Annotated in this window: 24 protein-coding genes; 22 read left to right on the forward strand and 2 right to left on the reverse strand. The window is 34.2% G+C overall.

Annotated features, from left to right (window positions below; translation table 11 throughout):
* Positions 1-280: 280 nt before the first annotated feature.
* From HS848_RS03485 to HS848_RS03550, 14 genes are all read left to right on the forward strand, one after another.
* Positions 281-1,075 (forward strand): VOC family protein, encoded by a 795-nt coding sequence (locus HS848_RS03485; protein ID WP_198611274.1) that lies wholly within the window; start codon positions 281-283, stop codon positions 1,073-1,075.
* 4 nt (positions 1,076-1,079) lie between these two features.
* Positions 1,080-1,553, forward strand: coding sequence for a CHAP domain-containing protein (locus HS848_RS03490; RefSeq protein ID WP_198611275.1), 474 nt, complete (start codon positions 1,080-1,082; stop codon positions 1,551-1,553).
* A 114-nt stretch (positions 1,554-1,667) separates the two neighbouring features.
* Entirely contained in the window at positions 1,668-2,144 is a 477-nt protein-coding gene (lspA, locus tag HS848_RS03495; RefSeq protein ID WP_107507886.1) for a signal peptidase II, read from the forward strand.
* 11 nt (positions 2,145-2,155) lie between these two features.
* Positions 2,156-3,073: an RluA family pseudouridine synthase gene (locus HS848_RS03500; protein WP_198611276.1), complete on the forward strand. Its 918-nt coding sequence runs from the start codon at positions 2,156-2,158 to the stop codon at positions 3,071-3,073.
* Between the two features lie 396 nt (positions 3,074-3,469).
* A complete protein-coding gene (pyrR, locus tag HS848_RS03505) occupies positions 3,470-3,997 on the forward strand; it encodes a bifunctional pyr operon transcriptional regulator/uracil phosphoribosyltransferase PyrR (protein WP_107507884.1) in 528 nt (175 codons plus the stop codon).
* 234 nt (positions 3,998-4,231) lie between these two features.
* Positions 4,232-5,542 carry a uracil-xanthine permease family protein gene (locus tag HS848_RS03510; RefSeq protein ID WP_198611277.1) on the forward strand — a complete coding sequence of 437 codons (1,311 nt, stop codon included), beginning with the start codon at positions 4,232-4,234 and terminating at the stop codon, positions 5,540-5,542.
* A gap of 31 nt (positions 5,543-5,573) precedes the next feature.
* Positions 5,574-6,467 (forward strand): aspartate carbamoyltransferase catalytic subunit, encoded by an 894-nt coding sequence (locus HS848_RS03515; protein ID WP_198611278.1) that lies wholly within the window; start codon positions 5,574-5,576, stop codon positions 6,465-6,467.
* A gap of 3 nt (positions 6,468-6,470) precedes the next feature.
* The gene (locus HS848_RS03520) at positions 6,471-7,745 is read left to right on the forward strand and encodes a dihydroorotase (RefSeq protein ID WP_198611279.1); all 1,275 of its coding nucleotides are present in this window, start codon (positions 6,471-6,473) and stop codon (positions 7,743-7,745) included.
* 1 nt (position 7,746) lies between these two features.
* Positions 7,747-8,847, forward strand: coding sequence for a carbamoyl phosphate synthase small subunit (locus tag HS848_RS03525; RefSeq protein ID WP_198611280.1), 1,101 nt, complete (start codon positions 7,747-7,749; stop codon positions 8,845-8,847).
* Positions 8,840-12,013 (forward strand): carbamoyl-phosphate synthase large subunit, encoded by a 3,174-nt coding sequence (gene carB / locus HS848_RS03530; RefSeq protein WP_198611281.1) that lies wholly within the window; start codon positions 8,840-8,842, stop codon positions 12,011-12,013. The genes HS848_RS03525 and carB overlap by 8 nt, the downstream gene beginning before the upstream one ends.
* Positions 12,014-12,164: 151 nt before the next feature.
* Positions 12,165-12,857 (forward strand): orotidine-5'-phosphate decarboxylase, encoded by a 693-nt coding sequence (gene pyrF / locus HS848_RS03535; RefSeq protein ID WP_107507878.1) that lies wholly within the window; start codon positions 12,165-12,167, stop codon positions 12,855-12,857.
* Between the two features lies 1 nt (position 12,858).
* Positions 12,859-13,467 carry an orotate phosphoribosyltransferase gene (gene pyrE / locus HS848_RS03540; protein WP_198611282.1) on the forward strand — a complete coding sequence of 203 codons (609 nt, stop codon included), beginning with the start codon at positions 12,859-12,861 and terminating at the stop codon, positions 13,465-13,467.
* A gap of 29 nt (positions 13,468-13,496) precedes the next feature.
* Positions 13,497-13,724 carry a hypothetical protein gene (locus HS848_RS03545; RefSeq protein WP_232806063.1) on the forward strand — a complete coding sequence of 76 codons (228 nt, stop codon included), beginning with the start codon at positions 13,497-13,499 and terminating at the stop codon, positions 13,722-13,724.
* A gap of 381 nt (positions 13,725-14,105) precedes the next feature.
* Positions 14,106-14,510, forward strand: a complete 405-nt coding sequence (locus tag HS848_RS03550; protein WP_198611284.1) for a VOC family protein — start codon at positions 14,106-14,108, stop codon at positions 14,508-14,510.
* 77 nt (positions 14,511-14,587) lie between these two features.
* On the opposite strand, the gene HS848_RS03555 is transcribed toward HS848_RS03550, so the two are convergent.
* Positions 14,588-16,285, reverse strand: coding sequence for an Rqc2 family fibronectin-binding protein (locus tag HS848_RS03555; RefSeq protein WP_198611285.1), 1,698 nt, complete (start codon positions 16,283-16,285; stop codon positions 14,588-14,590).
* Positions 16,286-16,443: 158 nt separating this feature from the next.
* Between HS848_RS03555 and gmk the strand changes: the two genes are divergently transcribed.
* From gmk to HS848_RS03580, 5 genes are all read left to right on the forward strand, one after another.
* The gene (gene gmk / locus HS848_RS03560) at positions 16,444-17,067 is read left to right on the forward strand and encodes a guanylate kinase (protein WP_103166830.1); all 624 of its coding nucleotides are present in this window, start codon (positions 16,444-16,446) and stop codon (positions 17,065-17,067) included.
* Complete coding sequence (gene rpoZ / locus HS848_RS03565) at positions 17,067-17,285, forward strand: DNA-directed RNA polymerase subunit omega (protein WP_198611286.1); 219 nt, start codon at positions 17,067-17,069, stop codon at positions 17,283-17,285. Before gmk ends, rpoZ begins: the two co-directional genes overlap by 1 nt.
* A gap of 239 nt (positions 17,286-17,524) precedes the next feature.
* Entirely contained in the window at positions 17,525-18,724 is a 1,200-nt protein-coding gene (coaBC, locus tag HS848_RS03570; RefSeq protein ID WP_198611287.1) for a bifunctional phosphopantothenoylcysteine decarboxylase/phosphopantothenate--cysteine ligase CoaBC, read from the forward strand.
* A complete protein-coding gene (priA, locus tag HS848_RS03575) occupies positions 18,724-21,132 on the forward strand; it encodes a primosomal protein N' (protein ID WP_198611288.1) in 2,409 nt (802 codons plus the stop codon). The genes coaBC and priA overlap by 1 nt, the downstream gene beginning before the upstream one ends.
* A gap of 198 nt (positions 21,133-21,330) precedes the next feature.
* The gene (locus tag HS848_RS03580; protein ID WP_198611289.1) at positions 21,331-21,822 is read left to right on the forward strand and encodes a hypothetical protein; all 492 of its coding nucleotides are present in this window, start codon (positions 21,331-21,333) and stop codon (positions 21,820-21,822) included.
* A gap of 65 nt (positions 21,823-21,887) precedes the next feature.
* Here HS848_RS03580 and HS848_RS03585 read toward each other — a convergent pair whose 3' ends face one another.
* The gene (locus HS848_RS03585; protein WP_198611290.1) at positions 21,888-22,091 is read right to left on the reverse strand and encodes a TM2 domain-containing protein; all 204 of its coding nucleotides are present in this window, start codon (positions 22,089-22,091) and stop codon (positions 21,888-21,890) included.
* Positions 22,092-22,270: 179 nt separating this feature from the next.
* Between HS848_RS03585 and HS848_RS03590 the strand changes: the two genes are divergently transcribed.
* Genes HS848_RS03590 through rsmB form a run of 3 tightly spaced genes read left to right on the forward strand, consistent with a single transcriptional unit; the run spans position 22,271 to position 24,988 of the window.
* Positions 22,271-22,759 (forward strand): peptide deformylase, encoded by a 489-nt coding sequence (locus HS848_RS03590; protein WP_107507870.1) that lies wholly within the window; start codon positions 22,271-22,273, stop codon positions 22,757-22,759.
* Positions 22,752-23,684: a methionyl-tRNA formyltransferase gene (fmt, locus tag HS848_RS03595; protein ID WP_198611291.1), complete on the forward strand. Its 933-nt coding sequence runs from the start codon at positions 22,752-22,754 to the stop codon at positions 23,682-23,684. The genes HS848_RS03590 and fmt overlap by 8 nt, the downstream gene beginning before the upstream one ends.
* Positions 23,681-24,988, forward strand: coding sequence for a 16S rRNA (cytosine(967)-C(5))-methyltransferase RsmB (gene rsmB / locus HS848_RS03600; protein WP_198611292.1), 1,308 nt, complete (start codon positions 23,681-23,683; stop codon positions 24,986-24,988). The genes fmt and rsmB overlap by 4 nt, the downstream gene beginning before the upstream one ends.

Raw genomic sequence — 24,988 nt, forward strand, 5'->3', positions numbered from 1 at the left:
CTGAACCTTAAAATTTATATGTTGGTTTAGTAAACTATTTCACAGGCTTGTTTCCTATATTGTTTAGGAGACAAGCCTTTTAATTTTGCTGTAATCCTTGTATAAGGGGAACATTTAAAATACATATCGAGCTAATAAATTGCAAACTACATACAAAATCTGGTAAAATATTGAATATTTTAATGGCGAGGACTAAAAATAAAGTAACGTTACTAAGTAAGATTTTCAAAATGATTAATCAATAACTGTTAATTATAGACATTAGCATTAGGAGGCTACAATGTTTCATTCCAAAAAGGCACATTTCGTAAATGGAGTAACATTAAATATAAGAGACTTAACTATCTTAAGACCGTTTTATGAAAGCGTGCTAGGGTTTAAAGTCGTCACTGAAACAACATTCTCAGTTCAATATGAAGTAGGTAACTCTAATCATTTCATTACTTTAAATGAAATTCATAATGGGAGAGAACCTTTATTATCTGAAGCGGGTCTATTTTATATTGGAATATTATTGCCATCTATGAAAGACTTAGCTGATTTACTCGTACAAATGAGTGACTATGAAATACCAGTTAATGGGGGAGAACAAAGTGTGTGTACATCCCTCTTTTTCGAGGATCCGGAAGGGCATGCTTTTAAATTTTATGTAGATCATGATTCGGATGATTGGGTGTACGTCAATAATAATCTAAATATGGATATTGAGGCTTTAAATGTGCCACGTCTCTTAACAGAAGTATCTGATGAAAAGTGGCAAGGCATTCCTCATGATAGTAAGATAGGTAATTTACATCTTAAGACGATTCGTATGTCAGAGATTAAAAATTATTATTTGACCTATTTTGGGTTACAAAATTCCGCCTATTTAGATAAATTCTCACTTTATTTAGCTTCTTCACATTATCATCATCATCTTGCGTTAAATCAATGGCTATCAAGTACTAAACGCATGGAAAATGAAAACTCATATGGATTAGCACTCATCGATCATTATTATCCTGAAACAACGCATATAAATATAAATGGGCCTGATGGCTTACAATTTAGATTTAATTTTATTGAAGTAGTGTGATAAAGTGAAAAAATTAATTTTAGTTATGATATTAAGTAGTGCTCTATTTACAGGTGGCGCACTATTTGATGGGGTTGATAACCAAGATATGACTCAACCGACGATTCATTTTTGGGAAAAGAATCCTATGAAATTCAATACTTATGTTAAAGGGCAATGTACGTATTATGTATTTAATCATATCCGTCAAGATGGCAATATGATTAATAACAAATGGGGCGATGCGAAATATTGGGCTGAAAAGGCAGATGATGAAGGTTACAAAGTAAATCATGTTCCTTCTGTTGGATCAATATTACAATATCCTAAAGGTGAGCATGGACATGTAGCTTATATAGAAAAAGTGAATTCAGATGGTTCACTTATGGTTTCAGATATGAATTATCGCAAACCTTATGAAGTAACAAAACGAACGGTGTCTTCATATCAAGTAGATAGCTTTAATTATATTCATCCGAAAAATAACGTAAAGACTTAATTTTAAATGAAATATATTTTTATGCCATTCATAACTGTAGCTTTTTTTATATAAATGAGTAAGCTATAATGTAGAGTGTTGTCAAAGCGTTGAGGTGTGAATGGAGGCACGTGAATGAAAAAGAAATATTATGTAGGTTTGTCATTAATAGTAGCTATTGTCATTTTAGTGATTGACCAAATAACAAAACGAATCATTGCAACATCGATGAATATTGGAGATTCTTATGAAGTTATTCCTAACTTTTTAAATATAACGTCTCATAGAAATAATGGCGCTGCGTGGGGTATATTAAGTGGTAAGATGGGCTTTTTCTATATTATTACGCTTATCATTTTAGTCGTTCTTGTATTGTTCTTTATTAAAGAAGCTAAATATAATATGTTTATGCAAGTCGCAATTAGTTTATTATTCGCAGGAGCATTAGGTAACTTTATTGATCGTTTACTTAATGGCGAAGTAGTGGATTTTATTGATACAAATATTTTTGGTTATGCTTTTCCAATATTTAATATAGCAGATTCGAGTTTAACGATAGGTGTCATATTTATTATTATCGCGTTACTTAAAGATGCATCATCAAAAGGATAGGAGGCTACGATTTGGAAACTTACGAATATAAGATAGACAATGAACAACATGTCGGCCAACGTATCGATAAATTGTTGTCAGATATGAATACAGATTGGTCTAGAAGTCAAATTCAAGATTGGATTAAAGAAGAATTAGTAACAGTTAATGATAAATTGATTAAATCAAATTACAAAGTTAAAATGAATGATCATATTGTAGTTACTGAAAAAGAAGTTGTTGAGGCAGATATTCAGCCGGAGAACTTAAATTTAGATATCTATTATGAAGATAAAGATGTCGCTATTGTGTATAAGCCTAAAGGAATGGTGGTGCATCCTTCACCAGGACATTATACAGGTACATTGGTTAACGGTTTAATGTATCAAATCAAAGACTTATCAGGAATTAATGGAGAGATTCGTCCAGGTATTGTTCATCGTATTGATAAAGATACTTCAGGATTACTAATGGTGGCAAAAAATGATATCGCCCACCGTGGATTAGTAGAGCAACTGGTAGATAAAACAGTTAAAAGAAAATACATTGCGCTCGTGCATGGCAATATTCCACATGATTATGGCACAATCGATGCACCTATTGGTCGTAATGAGAAAGACCGACAATCAATGGATGTGGTAGATAACGGTAAAGAAGCAGTGACACATTTTAACGTGTTAGAACATTTTAATGACTATACGTTAATCGAATGTCAATTAGAAACTGGTCGTACGCACCAAATCCGTGTGCATATGAAATATATTGGGTTCCCATTGGTTGGAGATCCTAAGTATGGCCCGAGAAAAACGCTTGATATCGGCGGACAAGCACTTCATGCGGGTGTAATTGGATTTGAACACCCAGTTACTCATGAATATATAGAACGCCAAGCTGATTTACCAAAAGAATTTGAAGAGTTATTAGAAGAAATACGACTAAGAGATGCATAAATGCAAATTTAACAGAGGAACGAGACGGTGGAATCTTTGAAATTATATTAGATTTCCCCTTTGTTCCTTAAAAATATTATAAAATACCACAAGTTGTTTATTTGTTATATGAAGCAGTTTTTTTGAAATTGGCATTGACTTATACCTAAAAAAGCATTAAGCTAATTACAGTTCAAACAAGAAAACGGTGTCTTTAAAAGAGAGTCCAGAGAGGCTTCGAAGACAGAGTGCTAATTATATATACATATTAAATAAACAATTTTACTAAATCTTGAAAAATTGTTTCAATTAATTAGAATGTTATAAGTTTAAGCATAGTTTAAACTTAACGTATATAAATTAAACCTCGTGTCTTTGAAAAGGCACGAGGTTTTTTCAATTAAAAGAGGTGAGATAATGTCTGAGCGTATTATTATGGATGAAGCTGCAATTCAACGTACTGTAACTCGTATCGCACATGAAATTCTAGAATACAATAAAGGGACGCAAAACCTTGTATTACTCGGTATTAAGACTAGAGGCGAATTTTTGGCACGACGCATTCAGAATAAAATTAGTCAAATTGAGCAGAAAACAGTTCCAACAGGTACTATAGACATTACACATTTCAGAGATGATATTGAAATCTCAAATAAACAAATTACTAAAGAAGCTATTGAAATTGATGCGGATATTACTGATAAAGTAGTCATCATTATTGATGATGTTCTTTATACTGGCCGTACCGTGAGAGCTTCATTAGATGCAATATTATTACATTCTCGACCAGATAAGATTGGATTAGCTGCACTTGTTGATCGTGGCCACCGAGAACTTCCGATTAGAGCAGATTTTGTAGGGAAGAATATTCCAACTGCTAAAGACGAAGCCGTGTCGGTCTATTTAGATGAGCGAGATTCATATAATGCAGTAGTAATAGAATAGAGAACCTTTTAAATCAGTACGAGAGACTGAAAAAGGTGAAGTATTTAATGGTGAGTGTGTAAGATAATAGAATAATTTAAATCGTATCTTAACTTACCCATATTAATTTAAATACTTTATCACGTATCTACCGATAAGCAGAAATATATTACTTATTGGTAGAGTTATACGACTTTTTTAGTCTCTTTACATCAACATGTAAAGAGGCTTTTTTATATAGAAAGGGAGACAAAAATGGAAAATGACCAAATGTTTGAACGTACAGTTAAACCAGTGCTAGATGTAAAAGACAAACCGAATCCAGCGCAATGGGGATTATTGAGCTTGCAACACTTATTTGCAATGTTTGGCTCAACCGTATTAGTACCATTTTTAACCGGTTTACCAATATCTGCTGCATTATTAGCTTCAGGAATAGGAACATTACTTTATATCTTAATTACAAAAGCTAAAATCCCGGCGTACTTAGGTTCTAGTTTCGCATTTATTACGCCTATTATTACGGGGTTAAGCACGCATAGCTTAGGCGATATGTTGATGGCACTGTTTGCTAGTGGTGTGATGTACATCATCATTGGTATCTTTATAAAAATAAGTGGCACAAATTGGTTAATGCACTTACTTCCACCCGTAGTGGTTGGACCAGTGATTATGGTCATTGGATTAAGCTTAGCTCCTACCGCTGTGAACATGGCAATGTACGAGAACTCAGGGGATATGAAAGGATACAACTTAAGCTATTTAGTTGTCGCACTTATCACATTGTTAGTAACAATTATTGTTCAAGGCTTTTTCAAAGGTTTCTTATCACTTATACCGGTGCTTATCGGTATTATAGTAGGCTATATTGTTTCAATCTTTATGGGGCTAGTTAATTTCTCAAACATTGCTAAAGCGCACTGGCTAGAATTCCCACATATCTACTTACCGTTTAAAGATTATGTGCCTTCTATACACTTAGGTTTAATTCTAGTCATGCTACCTATCGTATTTGTGACTGTAAGTGAACATATTGGTCATCAAATGGTTATCAATAAAATTGTAGGACGAAACTTCTTTGAAGATCCAGGTTTACACCGTTCTATTATAGGTGATGGAGTTTCAACAATGTTCGCAAGTATTATAGGCGGACCGCCAAGTACTACGTATGGTGAAAACATTGGTGTTCTAGCAATAACTAGAATTTATAGTATTTATGTTATTGGTGGGGCAGCAGTCATTGCGGTGATTTTATCATTCATTGGTAAATTCTCTGCACTCGTTTCTTCAATTCCTACACCAGTAATGGGTGGCGTTTCCATCTTGCTGTTTGGAATTATCGCTGCAAGTGGTTTAAGAATGTTAGTAGAAAGCAATATTGATTTTGCTAATAATCATAACTTGGTTATTGCATCGGTAGTGTTAGTAGTTGGTATTGGTAATTTACTTATCAACTTAAAAGGTTTAGGCGTTAATTTACAAATTGAAGGTATGGCTTTAGCTGCACTTTCAGGTATTATCTTAAATTTAATTTTGCCAAAAGAAAAACACGAAACAAAAAACTAATTTAGCTTAATTATTTCTCAGGAGGCGCTTTATGAAAAACTTATTATCAATGGAACACTTATCAAACGAGGACATTTACGATTTAATTCAAACAGCGAGCGATTATAAATCAGGGAAACAACCTTTACCACAATATAATGATCAATTCGTATCAAACTTATTCTTTGAAAATTCAACACGTACTAAATGTAGTTTCGAAGTAGCTGAGCAAAAACTTGGTCTGAAAGAAGTTAACTTTGAAACAAGTACATCATCAGTACAAAAAGGTGAGTCACTTTATGATACTTGTAAAACTTTAGAAAGTATTGGGGTAAACTTACTAGTCATTAGACATTCACAAAACGCATATTATGAAGAGTTAGAGAATCTTAATATCCCAATTGCGAATGCTGGGGATGGTAGTGGACAACATCCTACGCAAAGTTTATTAGATATCATGACAATTTATGAAGAATACGGTTCATTTGAAGGGTTAAACATTCTAATCTGTGGAGATATTAAAAATTCACGTGTGGCTAGAAGTAACTTTACTAGTTTAACTTCATTAGGAGCCAACGTAATGTTCTCAAGCCCTGATGAATGGGTGGATGAATCTTTAGAAGCACCATATGTTCAAATCGATGATGTAATTGAAACGGTTGATATCGTAATGTTACTACGTGTTCAACATGAAAGACACGGCATTACTGGAGAAGCGAATTTTGAAGCGAATGAATATCATGAACAATATGGTTTAACTAAAGCTAGATATGACAAATTAAAAGATAAAGCGATTGTCATGCACCCTGCACCAGTTAATAGAGGTGTGGAAATTGATACAGAATTAGTCGAAGCACCTAAGGCACGTATTTTTAAACAAATGGAAAATGGTATGTATCTAAGAATGGCAGTAATCAATAAACTATTATCAGGAAAAGAGGAGTAAATAATGAAATTAATTAAAAACGCTCAAATTTTAGATAACGGTGAACTTAAACAAACATCGATTTTAATTGACGGACAATATATCAAAGAAATCAATGACAACATAGAAGTAGACAATAATGTTGAAGTTATTGATGCACAAGGCCAATTTGTAGCACCAGGATTAGTAGACGTTCACGTGCATTTACGTGAACCTGGTGGTGAACATAAAGAAACAATTGAAACAGGAACAAAAGCAGCGGCACGTGGTGGTTTTACAACAGTATGCCCAATGCCTAACACTCGTCCAGTACCAGATTCAGTTGAACATATGGAACGCTTACAACAATTAATTAAAGATAATGCTCAAGTACGTGTTTTACCATATGCGGCGATTACAGTACGACAAGCAGGTAAAGAACATGTAGATTTTGATGCCTTAGCTAAAGAGGGTGCATTTGCCTTCACTGATGATGGCGTAGGTGTACAAGAATCAGCAATGATGTATGAAGCTATGCAAGCAGCAGCGAAAGTCAATAAAGCGGTCGTTGCTCACTGTGAAGATAATAGTCTAATTTATGGCGGGGCAATGCATCAAGGTAAACGTAGTGAAGAACTTGGCATACCAGGTATTCCTAATATTTGTGAAGCAGTTCAAATTGCGAGAGACGTTTTACTTGCTGAAGCGGCAGATTGCCACTATCACGTATGTCACGTTTCAACTAAAGAAAGTGTAAGAGCAATTCGTGACGCTAAAGCAGCAGGCATTCATGTAACTGCCGAAGTCACACCACACCACTTACTATTAACTGAAGATGATGTGCCAGGTGATAACGCCATTTTCAAAATGAATCCTCCATTAAGAAGTAAAGAAGATAGAGAAGCATTATTAGAAGGTTTACTCGATGACACTATCGACTGCATTGCTACAGACCATGCACCTCATGCTAAAGAAGAGAAAGATCAACCAATGGTTAAAGCGCCATTTGGTATCGTAGGTAGTGAAACAGCATTCCCATTATTATATACACACTTCGTGAAAAATGGAGACTGGACACTACAACAATTAGTAGATTATTTAACAATTAAACCAGCGCAAACATTCGATTTACCATACGGTCGATTGGAAGAAGGAAGCTTCGCAGATTTAACAATTATTAACCTAGATGAAGAGCGTGAAATCAGAGGAGAAGATTTCTTATCTAAAGCTGATAACACACCATTTATTGGTTACAAAGTATATGGTAACCCAGTCTTAACTATGGTTGAAGGCGAAGTTAAATATAAGGAGGACAAGTAAAATGTTCGAACGACGTTATCTTGTATTAGAAGATGGAACATATTATGAAGGATATAAATTAGGTTCAGACGATTTATCTGTAGGCGAAATCGTATTTAATACTGCAATGACAGGTTATCAAGAAACAATTTCAGACCCTTCATACACTGGTCAAATTATTACATTCACTTATCCTTTAATCGGAAACTATGGGATTAACAGAGACGACTTTGAAACACTTACACCAACACTAAATGGTGTAGTCGTTAAAGAAGCTAGCACGCATCCAAGTAACTTCAGAAAGCAAAAAACATTACATGAAGTACTTGTACAATATAATGTTCCTGGTATTTCAGGTGTAGATACACGCAGTATTACACGTAAAATCAGAGAACATGGTGTTTTAAAAGCTGGATTCACAGATAATAAAGAAGAAATTGAACAGTTAGCAGCTAAATTGAAAACTGTGGAATTACCTCGTGATGAAGTTACTACAGTATCAACTAAAACACCTTACGTATCTACAGGTTCAGATTTAAGTGTCGTATTATTAGATTTCGGTAAAAAACAAAACATCGTACGTGAGTTAAATCTAAGAGGATGTAATGTAACAGTGATGCCTTACGATACTACTGCAGAACAAATTCTAGCATTATCTCCAGACGGTGTAATGTTATCAAATGGCCCTGGAGATCCTGATGAAGTTAAAGTAGCTTTAGATATGATTAACGGTATCTTAGGTAAAATTCCTTTCTTCGGTATTTGTTTAGGCCACCAATTATTCGCACTATCTCAAGGTGCTACATCATTTAAAATGAAATTCGGACACCGCGGTGCAAATCATCCAGTTAAAGATTTACGTACTGGTAAAGTTGACATCACTAGTCAAAACCATGGCTATGCGATTGATAAAGATTCACTAGCAGATACAGATTTAAAAATTACACATATTGCTTTAAACGATGGCACTGTAGAAGGTTTAAGACATAAAAAATTACCAGCATTCTCAGTACAATATCACCCTGAAGCAAGACCAGGCCCAAGTGATTCAAACTATTTATTCGATGAGTTCTTAACTATGATGAAAGATTTTAAAGAAAAGGAGCATACAATCAATGCCTAAACGTGACGATATTCAAACAATCTTAGTAATTGGTTCAGGTCCAATCATTATTGGACAAGCTGCAGAATTCGACTACGCTGGGACACAAGCGTGTTTAGCTCTTAAAGAAGAAGGCTATCGTGTTATCTTAGTGAATTCAAACCCTGCGACAATCATGACAGATAAAGAAATTGCCGATAAAGTTTATATCGAACCGTTAACTCATGACTTTATTGCACGCATTATTCGTAAAGAACAACCAGATGCATTACTACCTACTTTAGGTGGCCAAACAGGTTTAAACATGGCTATTCAATTACATGATAGTGGTGTGTTAAAAGCAAACAACGTTAAATTGCTTGGAACAGAACTAGAGTCAATCCAACAAGCTGAGGATAGAGAGTTATTCAGAACATTAATGAATGATTTAAATGTGCCTGTGCCTGAGAGTGATATCGTAAATACAGTTGAGCAAGCTTTTAAATTTAAAGAGCAAGTGGGCTATCCTTTAATCGTAAGACCAGCGTTCACTATGGGAGGTACTGGTGGCGGTATCTGTCATAATGACGAAGAATTAAAAGAAGTGGTTAGCAATGGTTTACATTATAGTCCAGCTACTCAATGTTTAATTGAAAAATCTATCGCCGGCTTTAAAGAAATTGAATATGAAGTAATGTGTGATAAAAATGATAATGCCATTGTAGTATGTAACATGGAAAATATTGACCCAGTAGGTATTCATACGGGTGACTCAATTGTAGTTGCACCGAGCCAAACATTATCAGATGTTGAATATCAAATGCTACGTGATGTTTCACTTAAAGTAATTAGAGCGTTAGGTATCGAAGGTGGATGTAACGTGCAATTAGCATTAGATCCTCATTCACTTAACTACTATATTATCGAAGTTAACCCACGTGTATCACGTTCATCAGCATTAGCATCTAAAGCAACAGGTTATCCAATTGCTAAATTAGCAGCGAAGATTGCAGTCGGCTTAACACTTGATGAAATGCTCAATCCTATCACGGGTACATCATATGCGGCTTTCGAACCAACACTAGACTATGTTATTTCTAAAATTCCTCGTTTCCCATTCGATAAATTTGAAAAAGGTGAACGAGAATTGGGTACGCAAATGAAAGCTACCGGTGAAGTCATGGCTATTGGACGTACGTATGAAGAATCACTATTAAAAGCAATACGTTCATTAGAATATGGCGTGCACCATTTAGGTTTACCAAATGGTGAAAGTTACGATATTGATTATATTAAAGAACGTATTAGTCACCAAGATGATGAACGTTTATTCTTTATCGGAGAAGCTATCCGTCGTGGTACGACATTAGAAGAAATTCACAATATGACAAAAATTGATTATTTCTTCTTAAACAAATTCCAAAATATCATAAACATTGAACACGAATTAAAAGAACATACGGGTGATTTAGAATATCTTAAATATGCTAAAGATTATGGCTTTAGTGATAGAGTGATTGCGCATCGTTTTGGTATGACGGAAGAAGAGGTTTATCAATTACGTCAACAACATGACATTAAACCAGTATATAAAATGGTAGATACATGTGCTGCAGAATTTGAATCTACAACACCATATTATTATGGTACGTATGAAACTGAAAACGAGTCTATTGTTACTGAAAAAGAGAAGATTTTAGTACTTGGATCTGGTCCAATTAGAATCGGCCAAGGGGTAGAATTCGATTATGCTACTGTCCATGCGGTATGGGCTATACAAAATGCGGGATATGAAGCAATCATCGTTAATAATAACCCTGAAACTGTATCAACAGACTTTTCAATTTCAGATAAATTATACTTTGAACCTTTAACTGAAGAAGATGTAATGAATATTATTAATTTAGAACAACCTAAAGGCGTAGTTGTTCAATTCGGTGGTCAAACAGCCATTAACTTAGCTGATAAATTAGCAAAACATGGTGTTCAAATCTTAGGTACTACATTAGAAGACTTAAACCGTGCAGAAGACAGAAAAGAATTTGAAGCACTATTGCATACTATTGATGTACCACAACCTAAAGGTAAAACGGCTACATCTCCTAAAGAAGCTCTTGAAAATGCACGTGAAATTGGCTATCCAGTAGTTGTAAGACCATCATATGTACTAGGCGGTCGTGCTATGGAAATTGTTAATAGCGATGTTGAACTTGAAAATTATATGGAACAAGCTGTAAAAGCAAGTCCAGAACATCCTGTATTAGTTGATAGATACTTAACAGGTAAAGAAATTGAAGTTGATGCCATTTCTGATGGTGAAACAGTTATTATTCCAGGTATTATGGAACATATTGAACGTGCAGGTGTTCATAGTGGTGACTCTATTGCAGTATATCCACCACAAACACTTAGCCAAGAAGATCTTGATACGCTTGAAGATTATACAATTAAGTTAGCTAAAGGACTTAACATTGTAGGCTTAATCAATATTCAATTTGTTATTGCACATGATGGCGTCTACGTATTAGAAGTAAACCCACGTGCAAGTCGTACGGTACCATTCTTAAGTAAGATTACGGACATCCAAATGGCACAACTCGCGATGCAAGCGATTATGGGTACAAAACTTGTCGACTTAGGATATAAACAAGGTGTTCAACCATATTCAGAAGGCGTATTTGTTAAAGCACCTGTCTTTAGCTTTAATAAATTGAAAAATGTCGACGTGACACTTGGACCTGAAATGAAATCTACCGGTGAAGTCATGGGTAAAGACCTTACATTAGAAAAAGCTTTATACAAAGGCTTAGTAGGTAGTGGTGTAGAAGTTAAAGATCACGGTACGGTTTTAATGACAGTAAGTGATAAAGATAAAGAAGAAATTGTGAAAATTGCACATCGCTTAAATGAAGTAGGCTATAAAATTTTAGCTACACAAGGTACAGCGGAAAAATTAAAAGAAAACGATATACCAGTAGAAGTAGTAGGTAAAATTGGCGGAGATAATGATTTATTAACTCGTATCCAAAATGGAGAAGTACAAATTGTTATCAATACTATGACTAAAGGTAAAGAAGTTGAAAGAGACGGTTTCCAAATTCGCCGAACAACTGTTGAAAACGGTATACCTTGCTTAACTTCACTTGATACGGCTAGTGCTTTAACAAATGTTATAGAGAGTATGACATTTTCAATGAGAAATATGTAATATAGAGATGAGATAGGTAAGACAACTGTTGAAATTTATGTGAGGTAAGGTTAGTTCATTAATTGTTTATGCATAATTTAAATGATTAATGACGTAACCTCCTTACATATTGATATATGCTAGATTTCATGTCTACAAAGGAGTTACTTAAATGAGAGATTTACCAATTATAGCTTTAGACTTTGAATCGGCTGATAAAGTTAACGCTTTTCTCGATCAATTTAATGAGCCTTTATTTGTAAAAATTGGAATGGAATTGTTCTATCAAGCCGGCCCAGAGCTAATTAAAACAATTAAAGCACGAGGTCATGATATATTTTTAGATCTTAAATTACATGATATTCCTAATACTGTTGAAAAAGCGATGGAAGGTTTAGGAAAATTAGATGTCGATTTAGTAAATGTTCATGCTGCAGGCGGAGTAGAAATGATGAAAGGTGCAGCAAAAGGACTTAGAAAATATAGTAAACATACTAAAATTATCGCTGTAACTCAGTTAACATCTACTACTGAAGAAATGTTACACAATGAGCAAAACATTCAAACAACCATTGAAGAAGCGGTATTAAATTATGCTAAATTAACGCAACAAGCAGGCTTAGATGGCGTAGTATGTTCACCATTAGAAGCGAAATTATTAACGAATGAGTTAGGGTCAGACTTTTTAAAAGTCACACCAGGTATTCGACCACAAGGGGCAGCTGTAGATGATCAAAAACGTATCACTACACCTGAAGATGCTAAACAATTAGGGGCTACACATATCGTAGTAGGACGACCAATCACGCAAAGTGATAATCCAGTAGAAAGTTATACAAATATTAAGGAAAGTTGGTTAGGTTAACATGGCAAAAGCAATTGCAAAATCGTTATTAGATATTGAAGCAGTGACATTATCACCTAATGATTTATATACATGGAGTTCAGGTATTAAATCTCCAATATACTGTGATAATCGTGTGACATTAGGTTATCCTGAAGTGCGTAGAGCTATTCGTGATGGCTTAAGTCAACTTATTAATGAAAAATTTGGCGATGTAGAGATTATTTCAGGTACTGCAACAGCTGGTATTCCTCATGCTGCTTACATTTCTGAACAATTAAATTTACCGATGAACTATGTACGCTCTAAAAGTAAAAGTCATGGTAAACAAAATCAAATTGAAGGTGCTCAAAGGAAAGGTAAAAAAGTCGTTGTTGTTGAAGATTTAATTTCAACAGGAGGTTCATCTATAACTGCAGTCGAAGCACTTCAAGAAGCGGGTGCAGAAGTACTAGGTGTAGTAGCTATCTTTACTTACGGCTTAGCTAAAGCAGACCAAATGTTTAAAGATATTAATGTACCTTTTTATACATTAAGTAACTATAATGAGTTAATTGAAGTGGCACGTGAAGAAGGCAAAATTTCAGAAGATGACATTCAGACTTTAGTTGATTGGAGAGACAACTTGTAATAAGCTATGTCTAAAAGGGGACAATGCCATTGACTAATGAACGGGAACGCAATACTTTTTATACCCAAATGAAACATATTAATGATTTTTTATATAGAAAAGATAATTTCAAAATGCCTGAACAAACTATTTCAATAGATCAAAGTATTGAGAAAATGAGTTCAAAAGAATCAAAAGTGAATATGGATGCCTTTAAACATACAAGTGATGTCTTTAAAAAAGCGAAAGAAAGTTTACGACAAAAAGGTGAAATTTAAATGCAAAAGTGGTACATATACGACAAAATCTTCCAGAATAATGGAAAAGGGGTCGAACATGTACCACTTTTAATATATCTATAGTTAAACTTGGTATACTCTAATCTTAACGTATAAAAATTTTAATAAGAATCCAACCAATAAATAAGACAATAAGCATTGCTAAGATAGGTATAATAAAATGCATCATAAGCGAAAGCCTCCCATTAAACTTTAACTTAATTTTAACTGTAAATCCGAATAAGTCAAAAAATTAAGACGCTACTTTCTATGTAAATAAACTTAATAAATTTCAATTAAAGGACGTTTAAATTTTTTCAAAATAAAGGTTATTAGTTTAGAATAGGTAGTAAATAAACAAACATATATAGGGGGATTACCGTGGAAATACCTAAAATAACAACATTTTTAATGTTTAATAATCAAGCTGAAGAAGCTATTAACTTATATACAAGTCTATTTGAAAATAGTGAAATCTTAACAATGGTCAAATATGATGAAGAAGGTCCAGGCACACCAGGTACTGTTCAACATTCTATCTTTACATTAAATGGTCAAGTCTTTATGGCCATCGATGCCGACAATGGCGAAGAATTACCTATGAATCCTTCAATTTCATTATATATCACTGTTGATAATGCTATGGAAATGGAACGATTATTCAGTGGATTGAAAAAAGAAGGGGCTATCTTGATGCCAAAAACATCTATGTCTCCATTCCGTGAATTTGCCTGGGTTCAAGATAAGTTTGGAGTTAGCTTCCAACTTGCCTTACCAGAAAAGTAAGACTCACGACATGTAAATAAATAAAAAAGGCTATGAAATCTTTTAGATTTATGTTAGATTTCATAGCCTTTCTCGTTTTATGATTGTTTCATACGTTGAATATGATCGTAGTCGGGTGTAGCAAATAAAGTTTTTTGATTGTCGTAAGTTACAAATCCAGGTTTCGCGCCTGAAGGTTTATGCACATTTTTAATCTCTGTATAATCTACTGGAATTTGGCCAGAATTTCCTGCTTTAGAGAAATAGCCTGCCAACATCGCAGCTTCTTTTATTGTTTGTTCGCTCGGTGCATCATTGAGTATGACGACGTGAGAGCCCGGTATATCTTTAGTATGGAACCAAAGATGAGATTTTTGTGCTTTATGCTTAGTTAAGTAGTCATTTTGTTTATTATTTTTACCGACTAAGATAGTATCGCCATCTGTAGATACATAAGTTTGAAGTTGAATTTTATCATTCTTTTTCTTCTTCACATTTTTACGTTGTTTCATAAAGCCTTGTTCGGCCAATTCGTCTCGAATATCATCGATTTCATCTACTGTAATATGTTCGAGTTGTTGTTCAATATTTGCAAAGTAATCAATATTTTCACGCGTTAATTTAATTTGATGAGTGAGCTCACGTTCACGCGTTTTCATACGATTATATTGTTTGTAATAATATTGCGCATTGACTGAAGGAGACTTAGTTGGATTTAAAGGAATCGTTACTTCTTCATTAGTATAATAGTTGAGCGCCGTAACCGAATCGTCTCCCTGTTGGATGCGATAAATATTAGCCGTAATCAATTCTCCGTATAATTGTTGTGTCTCTTTATTCTTCGCACTTTCATATTCATCAATTAATTTACTTAACTTATGTTGATATTTTTGTGATTGCTGTTGCACGAAACGTACTAAGTCATTGGCACGCTGTTTGACGCGTTCGCGTTCTCCACGTGCATCATAATAGCGGTCTAATAATTCATGTAATGATTCATATTCAACCATATCATCTTGAAATTGCTCTAACTTCATAAAGTAGAAATCTTCTTTGCCCGTTTCGTGATTCTTATGGAAAATGGGTTCCACTGTTTGAAGTGTTTGAGCCATTACTTCATCATATGCTTTAGGTAATGTTTCAGATGTCATAAATTGGTAACGTGCAACAATTTCGTTTGTAATTAAAGGACTGAATCCTTCAAATGTGCTTAATAATTGTTTAGCAAGCTTACCTGCATTAAAATCAATATATTTTAGCGCTTCCTCACCGTTTACTTCGAAAGGATTAAGTTTATTCTGAGTCGGAGGTGCTTCATACTTGAAACCAGGCATGACAGTACGATATTGATTGGTATTTGGCGTTAAATGTTTAAAACCTTCAATAATCTTATAGTTATCATCAACTAATAATAAATTACTATGTTTGCCCATGATTTCTAGGATAACTGTACGATGAATGATATCGCCAATTTCGTCTTTACTTTCAACATCAATTTCGATATGACGGTCATTACCAATTTGACGAATGTTTTTGATGATGCCACCCTCTAAATGTTTACGGAAAACTCTTGCAAACATTGGTGGATCGAATGGATTATCATATTTTTTTGTAGTGATATGCATTCTTGAAAAACTAGGATGAATAGATAATAGAAGTGTATGATTTTTACGTTGTTGTCGAATTACCATCAAGATTGTATCATTTTCAGGTTGATTGATTTTATGAATTCTTCCAGATACTAGGAATTGTAATGATTCAACCATTTTTTTCGTGAATAAGCCATCATATGCCATAATTAATTTCCACCTTCAATTTAATCATTCATTATATTGTAACATGGCAAAATAGTAGCGTCATGAGTTAAGTTTATCTAGCTCACTCTATACAATTCAAACGACAATGTGATATTATATTTAAATAATAAAAGAATAGCTTAGAGAGGTCGTAAGGCATGGATAATGAAAAAGGATTACTAATTGTTCTTTCAGGTCCTTCTGGAGTAGGTAAGGGAACTGTACGCAAAGAAATATTTGATGATCCAACTACATCATATAAGTACTCTATTTCAATGACTACACGTAATATGCGTGAAGGTGAAATTGATGGTGTAGATTACTTTTTTAAGACAAAAGAAGAGTTTGAAGCTTTAATTCAGGAAGATCAATTTATTGAGTACGCTGAGTATGTGGGAAATTACTATGGTACACCTGTTCAATATGTTAAAGATACAATGGCTAATGGACATGATGTATTTTTAGAAATAGAAGTTGAGGGTGCAAAACAAGTAAGAAAGAAATTCCCCGACGCCTTATTTATCTTTCTCGCGCCACCTAGTTTAGAACATCTAAAGGAACGCTTAGTTGGACGAGGTACGGAATCTGACGAAAAGATTCAAAGCAGAGTGAATGAAGCACGTAAAGAAGTAGAAATGATGAATCTATACGATTATGTCGTTGTAAATGACGAGGTTCATTTAGCTAAAGAACGTATTCAATCCATTGTTGAAGCAGAGCATTTAAAAAGAGAACGTGTAGAAGCTATATATAGAAAAATGTTATTGGAGGCCAAAAAATAATGTTAAACCCACCTTTAAACCAGTTACAATCACAAATCAATTCAAAATATCTAATTGCTACAACTGCAGCTAAACGTGCACGTGAATTAGATGAAAAGCCAGAAAGTGCTTTATTAAGCGGTTATCATTCAGCTAAACCAGTGGGTGAAGCGTTAGAAGAAATTGCTAGCGGTAAAATCACTCCAGTAGTTCCTGAAGAATTTCAAGCAAAAGCTTAATATTCGTCATACACAATGTTGCTTAAAATAATATAGAATACAAGTACTATAGACATCACGCTTATTTGATATTTCTGAGATATTTAATGTAGTAGTGGTTGACTCATAGACGATTTAATACACACCTTATTGTAATCATAGATAAGGTGTGTGTTTTTAATTAGTTAAATAATTTGTGTATAATAAATTTAATGTTAAATTATCTATAATCATCGAAAAGTAAAGGGAGAAACACGGTTATGAAACATATTCTACTAGCGGTAACAGGCGGGATTGCAGCCTATAAAGCCATTGATTTAACGAGTAAGTTAACGCAAGCAGGTTATGATGTGAGAGTGATGTTAACTGATCACGCTCAAGAATTTGTCACGCCACTAGCTTTTCAAGCAATCAGTAGAAATGCAGTTTACACTAGCACTTTTAAAGAAGAGCGCCCTCAAGAAATTCAGCACGTGGCACTTGGCGATTGGGCGGATGCCATTATTGTTGCACCAGCTACAGCCAACATCATTGCTAAGTTAAGTCATGGATTAGCAGATGACATGGTAACTTCAACACTTCTTGCTACTGAAACACCAAAGTTTATAGCGCCAGCAATGAATGTACATATGTATGAGAATAAAAGAACCCAACATAATATGGAAGTGTTAAAAGAAGATGGTTATCACTTTATTGAACCTGGTGATGGCTTCCTAGCATGTGGGTATGTAGCGAAAGGACGTATGGAAGAACCGTTCCAAATTTTAACTATAATTAATCACTTTTTTAGTGAAACTAAATCATTACCACAAAGTACATTTTATGGTAAACATGCACTAGTGACTGCCGGACCGACTATTGAAGTCATCGATCCAGTGCGCTTTGTTTCGAATCGTTCTTCTGGAAAAATGGGCTTTGCGATAGCTCAAGCACTAAGAGATAGAGGCGCGCATGTCACACTAGTAACAGGACCGACTCAATTAGAAGATGTAGCGGGAGTAGAAATGGTGCATATTGAAAGTGCTGAAGAAATGTTTCAAGCTGTGACACAACGTTATGAACAAGAAGATATCGTCGTTAAAGCTGCGGCGGTCTCAGATTATACACCAGCAGATGTCCTTGACCATAAAATGAAAAAGCAAGACGGAGATTTAGTTGTTAACTTTAAACGTACAAAAGATATCTTAAAATACTTAGGAGAACATAAAACCCACCAGTATTTGGTAGGCTTTGCTGCAGAAACCCAAAATATTGAAAAATATGCCCAAGACAAATTGAAGCGTAAAAACGCAGATGTCATTATTTCAAATAATGTTGGAGATCAATCAATAGGGTTTAAATCAGATGATAATGAACTAACAATGCATTTTAAAACGAAAGAAATGATTAATATTAAGAAAGGGAAAAAAGTACAACTTGCACAACAAATCTTAGATGAATTAGAAACTAGGTGGCAATAATGATTGCAAAGGTAATTGTAGATATACCTTCAAAGAGTGTCGACTTTAAATTTGATTATCTTATACCTAAAGCCTTAGAAGACTTTGTTCGAGTAGGTGTTAGAGTTGTCGTGCCATTTGGAGCGCGTACAATACAAGGCTATGTAATGAATATTGAGGAACATCCGAGTGAGGATATCAATCTTGACAAGTTAAAAGCTATTAAAGAAGTTCAAGATATTCGACCAGAATTAACAACAGAATTAATTCAATTGAGTGAATGGTTAAGTCATTCCCATGTTTCTAAGAGTATTTCTGTACTCGAAGCTATGTTGCCAAGTGCACTTAAAGCTAAATATACTAAAGTATTTGAAGTCGTAAAGCATAATGATATAGATGAAGAATTACTGAAATATTTTAATACCAATGGCCATTATAAGTATAAAGATGCTCAAGAGAATGATCATTTACCCTTATTAAATGAGTTACTGAAAAATGAAAGTGTAAAAGAAGTGACTTTACTTTCTCAAAATATTAAAAAGAAAACTCAACGTGCGGTGCGTATATTAGATGATCGTAACCCAGATGACGTATTAGCCATGCTTGAACGTTCTATGAAACAATACGACGTGTATGCTTATCTTACTGAAGAGCAACATAAAACAGTATTTTTAAAAGAATTAGAAGAGATGGGTTTTTCTAAATCAAGTATTGATGGGTTAGTGAAAAAAGGATTTATCGAGAAATATGACGCCCAAGTAGAACGTGATCCATTTGCGAATCGTGTATTTGAACGTGAAGATAAACGAACATTGACTTCAGAGCAGCAAATTGCTTTTCAAAAAATAAAAAACAAAATTGACAGTCAAGAACAGCGTACGTTCTTATTACACGGTGTAACTGGCTCAGGAAAAACAGAAGTCTACTTACAAACCATAGAAGAGGTACTCAACTTAGGTAAAGAGGCGATGATGCTTGTACCTGAAATTGCGTTAACCCCTCAGATGGTATTACGCTTTAAACGTCGCTTTGGTGATGATGTTGCGGTGCTTCATTCAGGTTTATCAAATGGTGAACGCTATGATGAATGGCAAAAAATTAGAGATGGACGTGCTCGAGTAAGCGTAGGGGCACGATCTAGTATTTTTGCCCCTTTTAAAAATTTAGGAATAATCATTATTGATGAAGAACATGAATCAACTTATAAGCAAGAAGACTATCCGCGTTATCACGCTAGAGAAATTGCTCAGTGGCGCAGTGAATACCATAACTGTCCTTTAGTCTTAGGGAGTGCTACCCCGAGCCTTGAGTCTTATGCACGTGCTAAAAAAGATGTATATCAATTGCTAACATTGCCTACAAGAGTAAATCAACAAGCTCTACCTACAATAGATATTGTTGATATGCGAGAAGAATTAACAGCAGGAAATCGTTCAATGTTCTCAAATGAATTACGTGAAGCTATTCAAGAAAGACTTGATAAAAATGAACAAATTGTACTGTTCTTAAATCGCCGTGGTTACGCTTCGTTTATGCTATGTCGAGACTGTGGGTATGTGCCCCAATGTCCTCATTGTGACATCTCATTAACTTATCACAAAACGACGGATCAATTAAAATGTCACTATTGTGGCTATCAAGAAGTGCCACCAAATATATGTCCAAATTGCGAAAGCCCGCATATTCGACAAGTAGGTACTGGTACGCAACGGGTGGAAGAAATCCTACAACAAGAATTTGAAACTGCTCGTATTATTCGTATGGACGTAGATACTACTTCTAGAAAAGGTGCTCATGAAAAATTACTTACTGACTTTGAACAAGGAAAAGGCGATATACTTTTAGGCACGCAAATGATTGCCAAAGGTTTAGATTATCCAAACATTACTTTGGTTGGCGTATTAAACGCTGATACCATGTTAAATTTGCCTGATTTTCGAGCAAGTGAAAGAACGTATCAATTGTTAACCCAAGTCTCTGGTCGTGCAGGACGACATGAGAAACCCGGAAAGGTTATTATTCAAACCTATAATCCTGAGCACTATGCGATTGAAGATGTTCAAAAAAATGATTACTTAACTTTTTATCGTAAAGAAATGGATTTTAGAAAATTAGGCAAATATCCACCGTATTATTTCCTTGTGAATTTCACGATATCTCATAAAAATATGAAGAAAGTAATGGAAGCATCCAAGCATATTCATCAAGTCTTGTTGCAACATTTAACTGATAAAGCACTTGTTTTAGGCCCTTCTCCAGCGGCTATAGCAAGAATTAATAATGAACACCGTTTTCAAATTTTAGTTAAATATAAAAGAGAACCTGAATTGCTAAAAGCATTACAGTATTTAGATGAAGTTTACCACGAAGCGTATATGAAAGATAAATTATCTTTAAAAATAGATATCAATCCTCAAATTTTGATGTAAATCAAAATAATTTGTATAAAAAAATTATAGTAGATTAATTTTATTTAAAGTGATAAAATAAAAGAGCGTACAAAAGAGAGTCGTCGAACTCTAAAACTAAATGTTTAATTATTCCATTAATATTGCTATGTCACTTAAGCACCAAGAATTCACATCGTTAACTAGCATCTGGCATTTATATTATGGAGGATGACCGCTATGGTTGAAGAAAAATTTATCACTACAAAAGAATTTGTCACATATAAAGAACACGTTGATTCAAGATTTGATGCGCTTGAAGATAAAATGGATTATCAAAATGCTACGTTAGAAAAAAGTTTGGGCCAACGTATTGGTTCAGTTGATGAAACGTTAAACCTTAAATTAGATAAGGTAAATCAAAAAATAGACGAAGTTGAAGAAAGACTGAATCTTAAAATAGATAAGGTAGAACATAAAATAGACGAAGTCGAGAAAAGATTGAACCTTAAGTTAGATAAGGTGGATCAAAAAATAGATGAAGTCGAAGAAAAACTAGTTCAAAAAATAGATAGTAATCACGAAATGCTTGTATTACAAATTAAGGATATGGCCTTACAAATTAAAGAAGATAACAATAAAAAGCGTGTAGATGAAATACGCTTTGTAATACCAACACTTATTAGTATATTAGCGATTGTTGTTTCTATTCTTATGTTTATTTTGAGTTAATAAAAAGAGTTACGCTATAGGGTGTGAACAACCCCTATAAAGCGTAACTCTCTTTATAATTCATCTTACATTACAATGTTGCCATGTTCATTTGCTGGTCTAAATAGTGTTAAAATAGCACTAATAATCGCAATGATATGAGGAATACCTGTCCAACAGAAAACTAAATGTAAAATACCTGGCATTGTTTTTCCAGCGTAGAATTTATGAACGCCAAATCCGCCTAAAAAGACTGCTAAAACAATATAAATAATTTTGTTTACTTCCATTTGTTACACTCCTCTCTTAGTTAATATTTAAATTTTCTTTATTCACCCCTTATTTTAATAGTAAAAAAATAGAAAGCAATTAATAAAGGTCGAGTAGTACAAATTTCAGACTAAGGTCGCAATTCAATTTGAATTAAGTTATAATTATATGATGAATTTTTTCAGGAGGAGCATATAAAATGGCGATACAAAAATTAGTCCAGTCTACGCATCCTGTATTAACAAAACAAGCACAACCTGTTACTCAATTTGATGCAACATTAAAAGATTTGTTATTAGATATCGAAGATACACTGTATGCTGAAGAAGCTTCTGCATTGAGCGCGCCTCAAATAGGCATTAGTAAACAAGTAGCCATGATAGATATGGAATTAGAAGGTCTATTACAACTTATTAATCCTAAAGTTAAATCAGAATCAGATGAAAAGATTCTAGATTTAGAAGGGTCTGTAAATCTTCCGGGTGTATTCGGTGAGGTTGAACGTAGTAAGATGATTGTAGTAGAAGGCAATGATCTAGAAGGTAATACTATCGAATTAACTGCCTATGATGATGTAGCCCGTATGTTGTTACATATCATTGATCAATTAAACGGCGTAGTGTTTACTGAGCGCGCGAAGCGTATACTAACAGATGAAGAGATGGAGGCGTATTTTGACAATGAGTAAAGTAATATTTATGGGGACACCAGACTTTTCAACTAAAATATTAGAAATGTTAATAGCTGAGCATGAGGTTATAGCAGTGGTCACACAACCTGATAGACCAGTTGGACGTAAGCGTGTACTCACACCGCCACCAGTTAAACGTGTGGCTCAAGAACATCATTTGCCTATATATCAACCAGAAAACTTAAAAGATTCTACAGAGTTGGATGAATTGCTAACTTTAGAACCTGATTTAATTATTACTGCAGCATTCGGTCAACTATTACCAGAGAAGTTACTAACATTACCTAAGTTAGGTGCAATTAATGTTCATGCATCATTGCTACCTAAATATCGTGGTGGGGCGCCAATACATCAAGCTATTATTGATGGTGAGAAAGAAACAGGCGTGACAATTATGTACATGGTAAAAAAATTAGATGCCGGCAATATTATTTCACAAAAATCAATAGCGATTGAAGAGAATGACAACGTTGAATCAATGCATGATAAGCTTAGTTTCTTAGGCGCGGATTTACTAAAAGAAACATTACCGTCTATTTTAGAAGGAACAAATGAAAGTATCCCTCAAGATAACGCTCAGGCTACCTTTGCTTCAAATATTAGCAGAGAAGATGAACGCATTGATTGGACTAAAAGTGCACAAGAAATTCACGATCACATTCGAGGATTATCGCCATGGCCTGTAGCTTATACTACAATGGATGAAACGAATTTAAAATTATATGCTTCTCATATAGTAAACGATAAACAAGGCGATGCAGGCCAAATCATTGAAACAACTAAAAAAGCTATCATCGTAGCAACAGGTTCGAACGATGCTGTAGCCTTAACAGATATTCAACTAGCAGGGAAAAAGCGCATGCTTGCTGCTAATTATTTAAGCGGTGTTCAAGAATCGCTAGTAGGGAAAAAATTAATATGACACAAACAGTAAGAGAATTAGCATTTCAAACAATACAAGATATTTTCAATGATTATGCCTATAGTAATTTAAGAATTAACGAAGTAATTAATGAAAATGAGATTTCTGATATTGATAAACCACTTTATACCGAATTAGTATATGGAACTGTAAAGCGTAAACTAACGCTCGATTTTTATCTCAAACCATTTATTAAAACCAAAATTAAAGGTTGGGTTCGTCAATTATTATGGATGAGTCTTTATCAATATATTTATTTAGACAAGGTACCAAATCACGCTATCATAAATGAAGCGGTGGAAATTGCAAAACATCGTGGCGGACCTCATAATGGCAATATAGTTAATGGTGTATTAAGAACTATTTTCAGAAGTGAATTACCACAAATTGACTCGATTAAAAATGAAAAGCAACGCATGTCGGTAGAGTATAGTATACCTAAATGGATTATTGAACATTGGATTACTCACTACGGTGTAGAAACAACACGTGAAATAGCAACTGCATTCTTTACTAAAACAGCAAGTACTGTACGTGTTAATACAAGTCAAAGTAGCGTGGATAAAGTAGTGAATGCTTTAATTGAAGAAGAATATCAAGTCGAAATTGATGATATCATTCCTTATTGTTTACATTTAAAAGGGAAACCTATTATTGAATCACACGCTTTTAACGAGGGACTCATTTCAATCCAAGATAAAAGCTCTATGTTTGTAGGTTATCTAATGGATGTGGAAGATAACGATATCGTGCTAGACGCTTGTAGTGCCCCTGGTGGTAAGGTTTGTCATATAGCTGAATTATTATCGCCGAGTGGACACGTGGATGCAACAGATGTTCATAAACATAAAATTGGTTTAATTAAAGAAAACATTAAAAAGTTAAGACTGAATAATATTAAAGCGTATGATCATGATGCTACAACACCGTATAAAGACATGTACGATAAAATATTAGTTGATGCGCCATGTAGTGGTCTAGGCGTATTGCGTCATAAACCTGAAATTAAATATGTTCAAACACCACAAGATATTCAAGACTTAGTTGAATTGCAATTGCGCATATTAGACAATGTAAAAGATAATTTAAAACCAGGTGGAACGTTAATATATTCAACGTGTACTATAGAACAACTTGAAAACGATAATGTTATTTATACATTTTTAAAAAATAATAAAGACTTTGAATTTGAACCGATGATTCACCCTGTTACAGGTGAAAAAGTTAAAACAATACAAATTTTACCCCAAGATTTTAATTCGGACGGCTTTTTCATAACTAAAGTAAAGAGAAAGGAAAGTTAA

Origin of the sequence: Staphylococcus caledonicus, from assembly GCF_016238465.1 — a bacterium.
GTDB classification, from domain to species: Bacteria; Bacillota; Bacilli; order Staphylococcales; family Staphylococcaceae; genus Staphylococcus; species Staphylococcus caledonicus.

What these genes read in the sequence shown, in the direction of transcription:
- HS848_RS03485 (WP_198611274.1), top strand. Translation starts at nt 281, where the DNA reads ATGTTTCATTCCAAAAAGGCACATTTCGTAAATGGAGTAACATTAAAT.
- lspA (WP_107507886.1), top strand. Translation starts at nt 1,668, where the DNA reads ATGAAAAAGAAATATTATGTAGGTTTGTCATTAATAGTAGCTATTGTC.
- pyrR (WP_107507884.1), top strand. Translation starts at nt 3,470, where the DNA reads ATGTCTGAGCGTATTATTATGGATGAAGCTGCAATTCAACGTACTGTA.
- HS848_RS03510 (WP_198611277.1), top strand. Translation starts at nt 4,232, where the DNA reads ATGGAAAATGACCAAATGTTTGAACGTACAGTTAAACCAGTGCTAGAT.
- HS848_RS03515 (WP_198611278.1), top strand. Translation starts at nt 5,574, where the DNA reads ATGAAAAACTTATTATCAATGGAACACTTATCAAACGAGGACATTTAC.
- HS848_RS03520 (WP_198611279.1), top strand. Translation starts at nt 6,471, where the DNA reads ATGAAATTAATTAAAAACGCTCAAATTTTAGATAACGGTGAACTTAAA.
- HS848_RS03525 (WP_198611280.1), top strand. Translation starts at nt 7,747, where the DNA reads ATGTTCGAACGACGTTATCTTGTATTAGAAGATGGAACATATTATGAA.
- carB (WP_198611281.1), top strand. Translation starts at nt 8,840, where the DNA reads ATGCCTAAACGTGACGATATTCAAACAATCTTAGTAATTGGTTCAGGT.
- pyrF (WP_107507878.1), top strand. Translation starts at nt 12,165, where the DNA reads ATGAGAGATTTACCAATTATAGCTTTAGACTTTGAATCGGCTGATAAA.
- pyrE (WP_198611282.1), top strand. Translation starts at nt 12,859, where the DNA reads ATGGCAAAAGCAATTGCAAAATCGTTATTAGATATTGAAGCAGTGACA.
- HS848_RS03555 (WP_198611285.1), bottom strand. Translation starts at nt 16,285, where the DNA reads ATGGCATATGATGGCTTATTCACGAAAAAAATGGTTGAATCATTACAA.
- gmk (WP_103166830.1), top strand. Translation starts at nt 16,444, where the DNA reads ATGGATAATGAAAAAGGATTACTAATTGTTCTTTCAGGTCCTTCTGGA.
- rpoZ (WP_198611286.1), top strand. Translation starts at nt 17,067, where the DNA reads ATGTTAAACCCACCTTTAAACCAGTTACAATCACAAATCAATTCAAAA.
- coaBC (WP_198611287.1), top strand. Translation starts at nt 17,525, where the DNA reads ATGAAACATATTCTACTAGCGGTAACAGGCGGGATTGCAGCCTATAAA.
- priA (WP_198611288.1), top strand. Translation starts at nt 18,724, where the DNA reads ATGATTGCAAAGGTAATTGTAGATATACCTTCAAAGAGTGTCGACTTT.
- HS848_RS03580 (WP_198611289.1), top strand. Translation starts at nt 21,331, where the DNA reads ATGGTTGAAGAAAAATTTATCACTACAAAAGAATTTGTCACATATAAA.
- HS848_RS03585 (WP_198611290.1), bottom strand. Translation starts at nt 22,091, where the DNA reads ATGGAAGTAAACAAAATTATTTATATTGTTTTAGCAGTCTTTTTAGGC.
- HS848_RS03590 (WP_107507870.1), top strand. Translation starts at nt 22,271, where the DNA reads ATGGCGATACAAAAATTAGTCCAGTCTACGCATCCTGTATTAACAAAA.
- fmt (WP_198611291.1), top strand. Translation starts at nt 22,752, where the DNA reads ATGAGTAAAGTAATATTTATGGGGACACCAGACTTTTCAACTAAAATA.
- rsmB (WP_198611292.1), top strand. Translation starts at nt 23,681, where the DNA reads ATGACACAAACAGTAAGAGAATTAGCATTTCAAACAATACAAGATATT.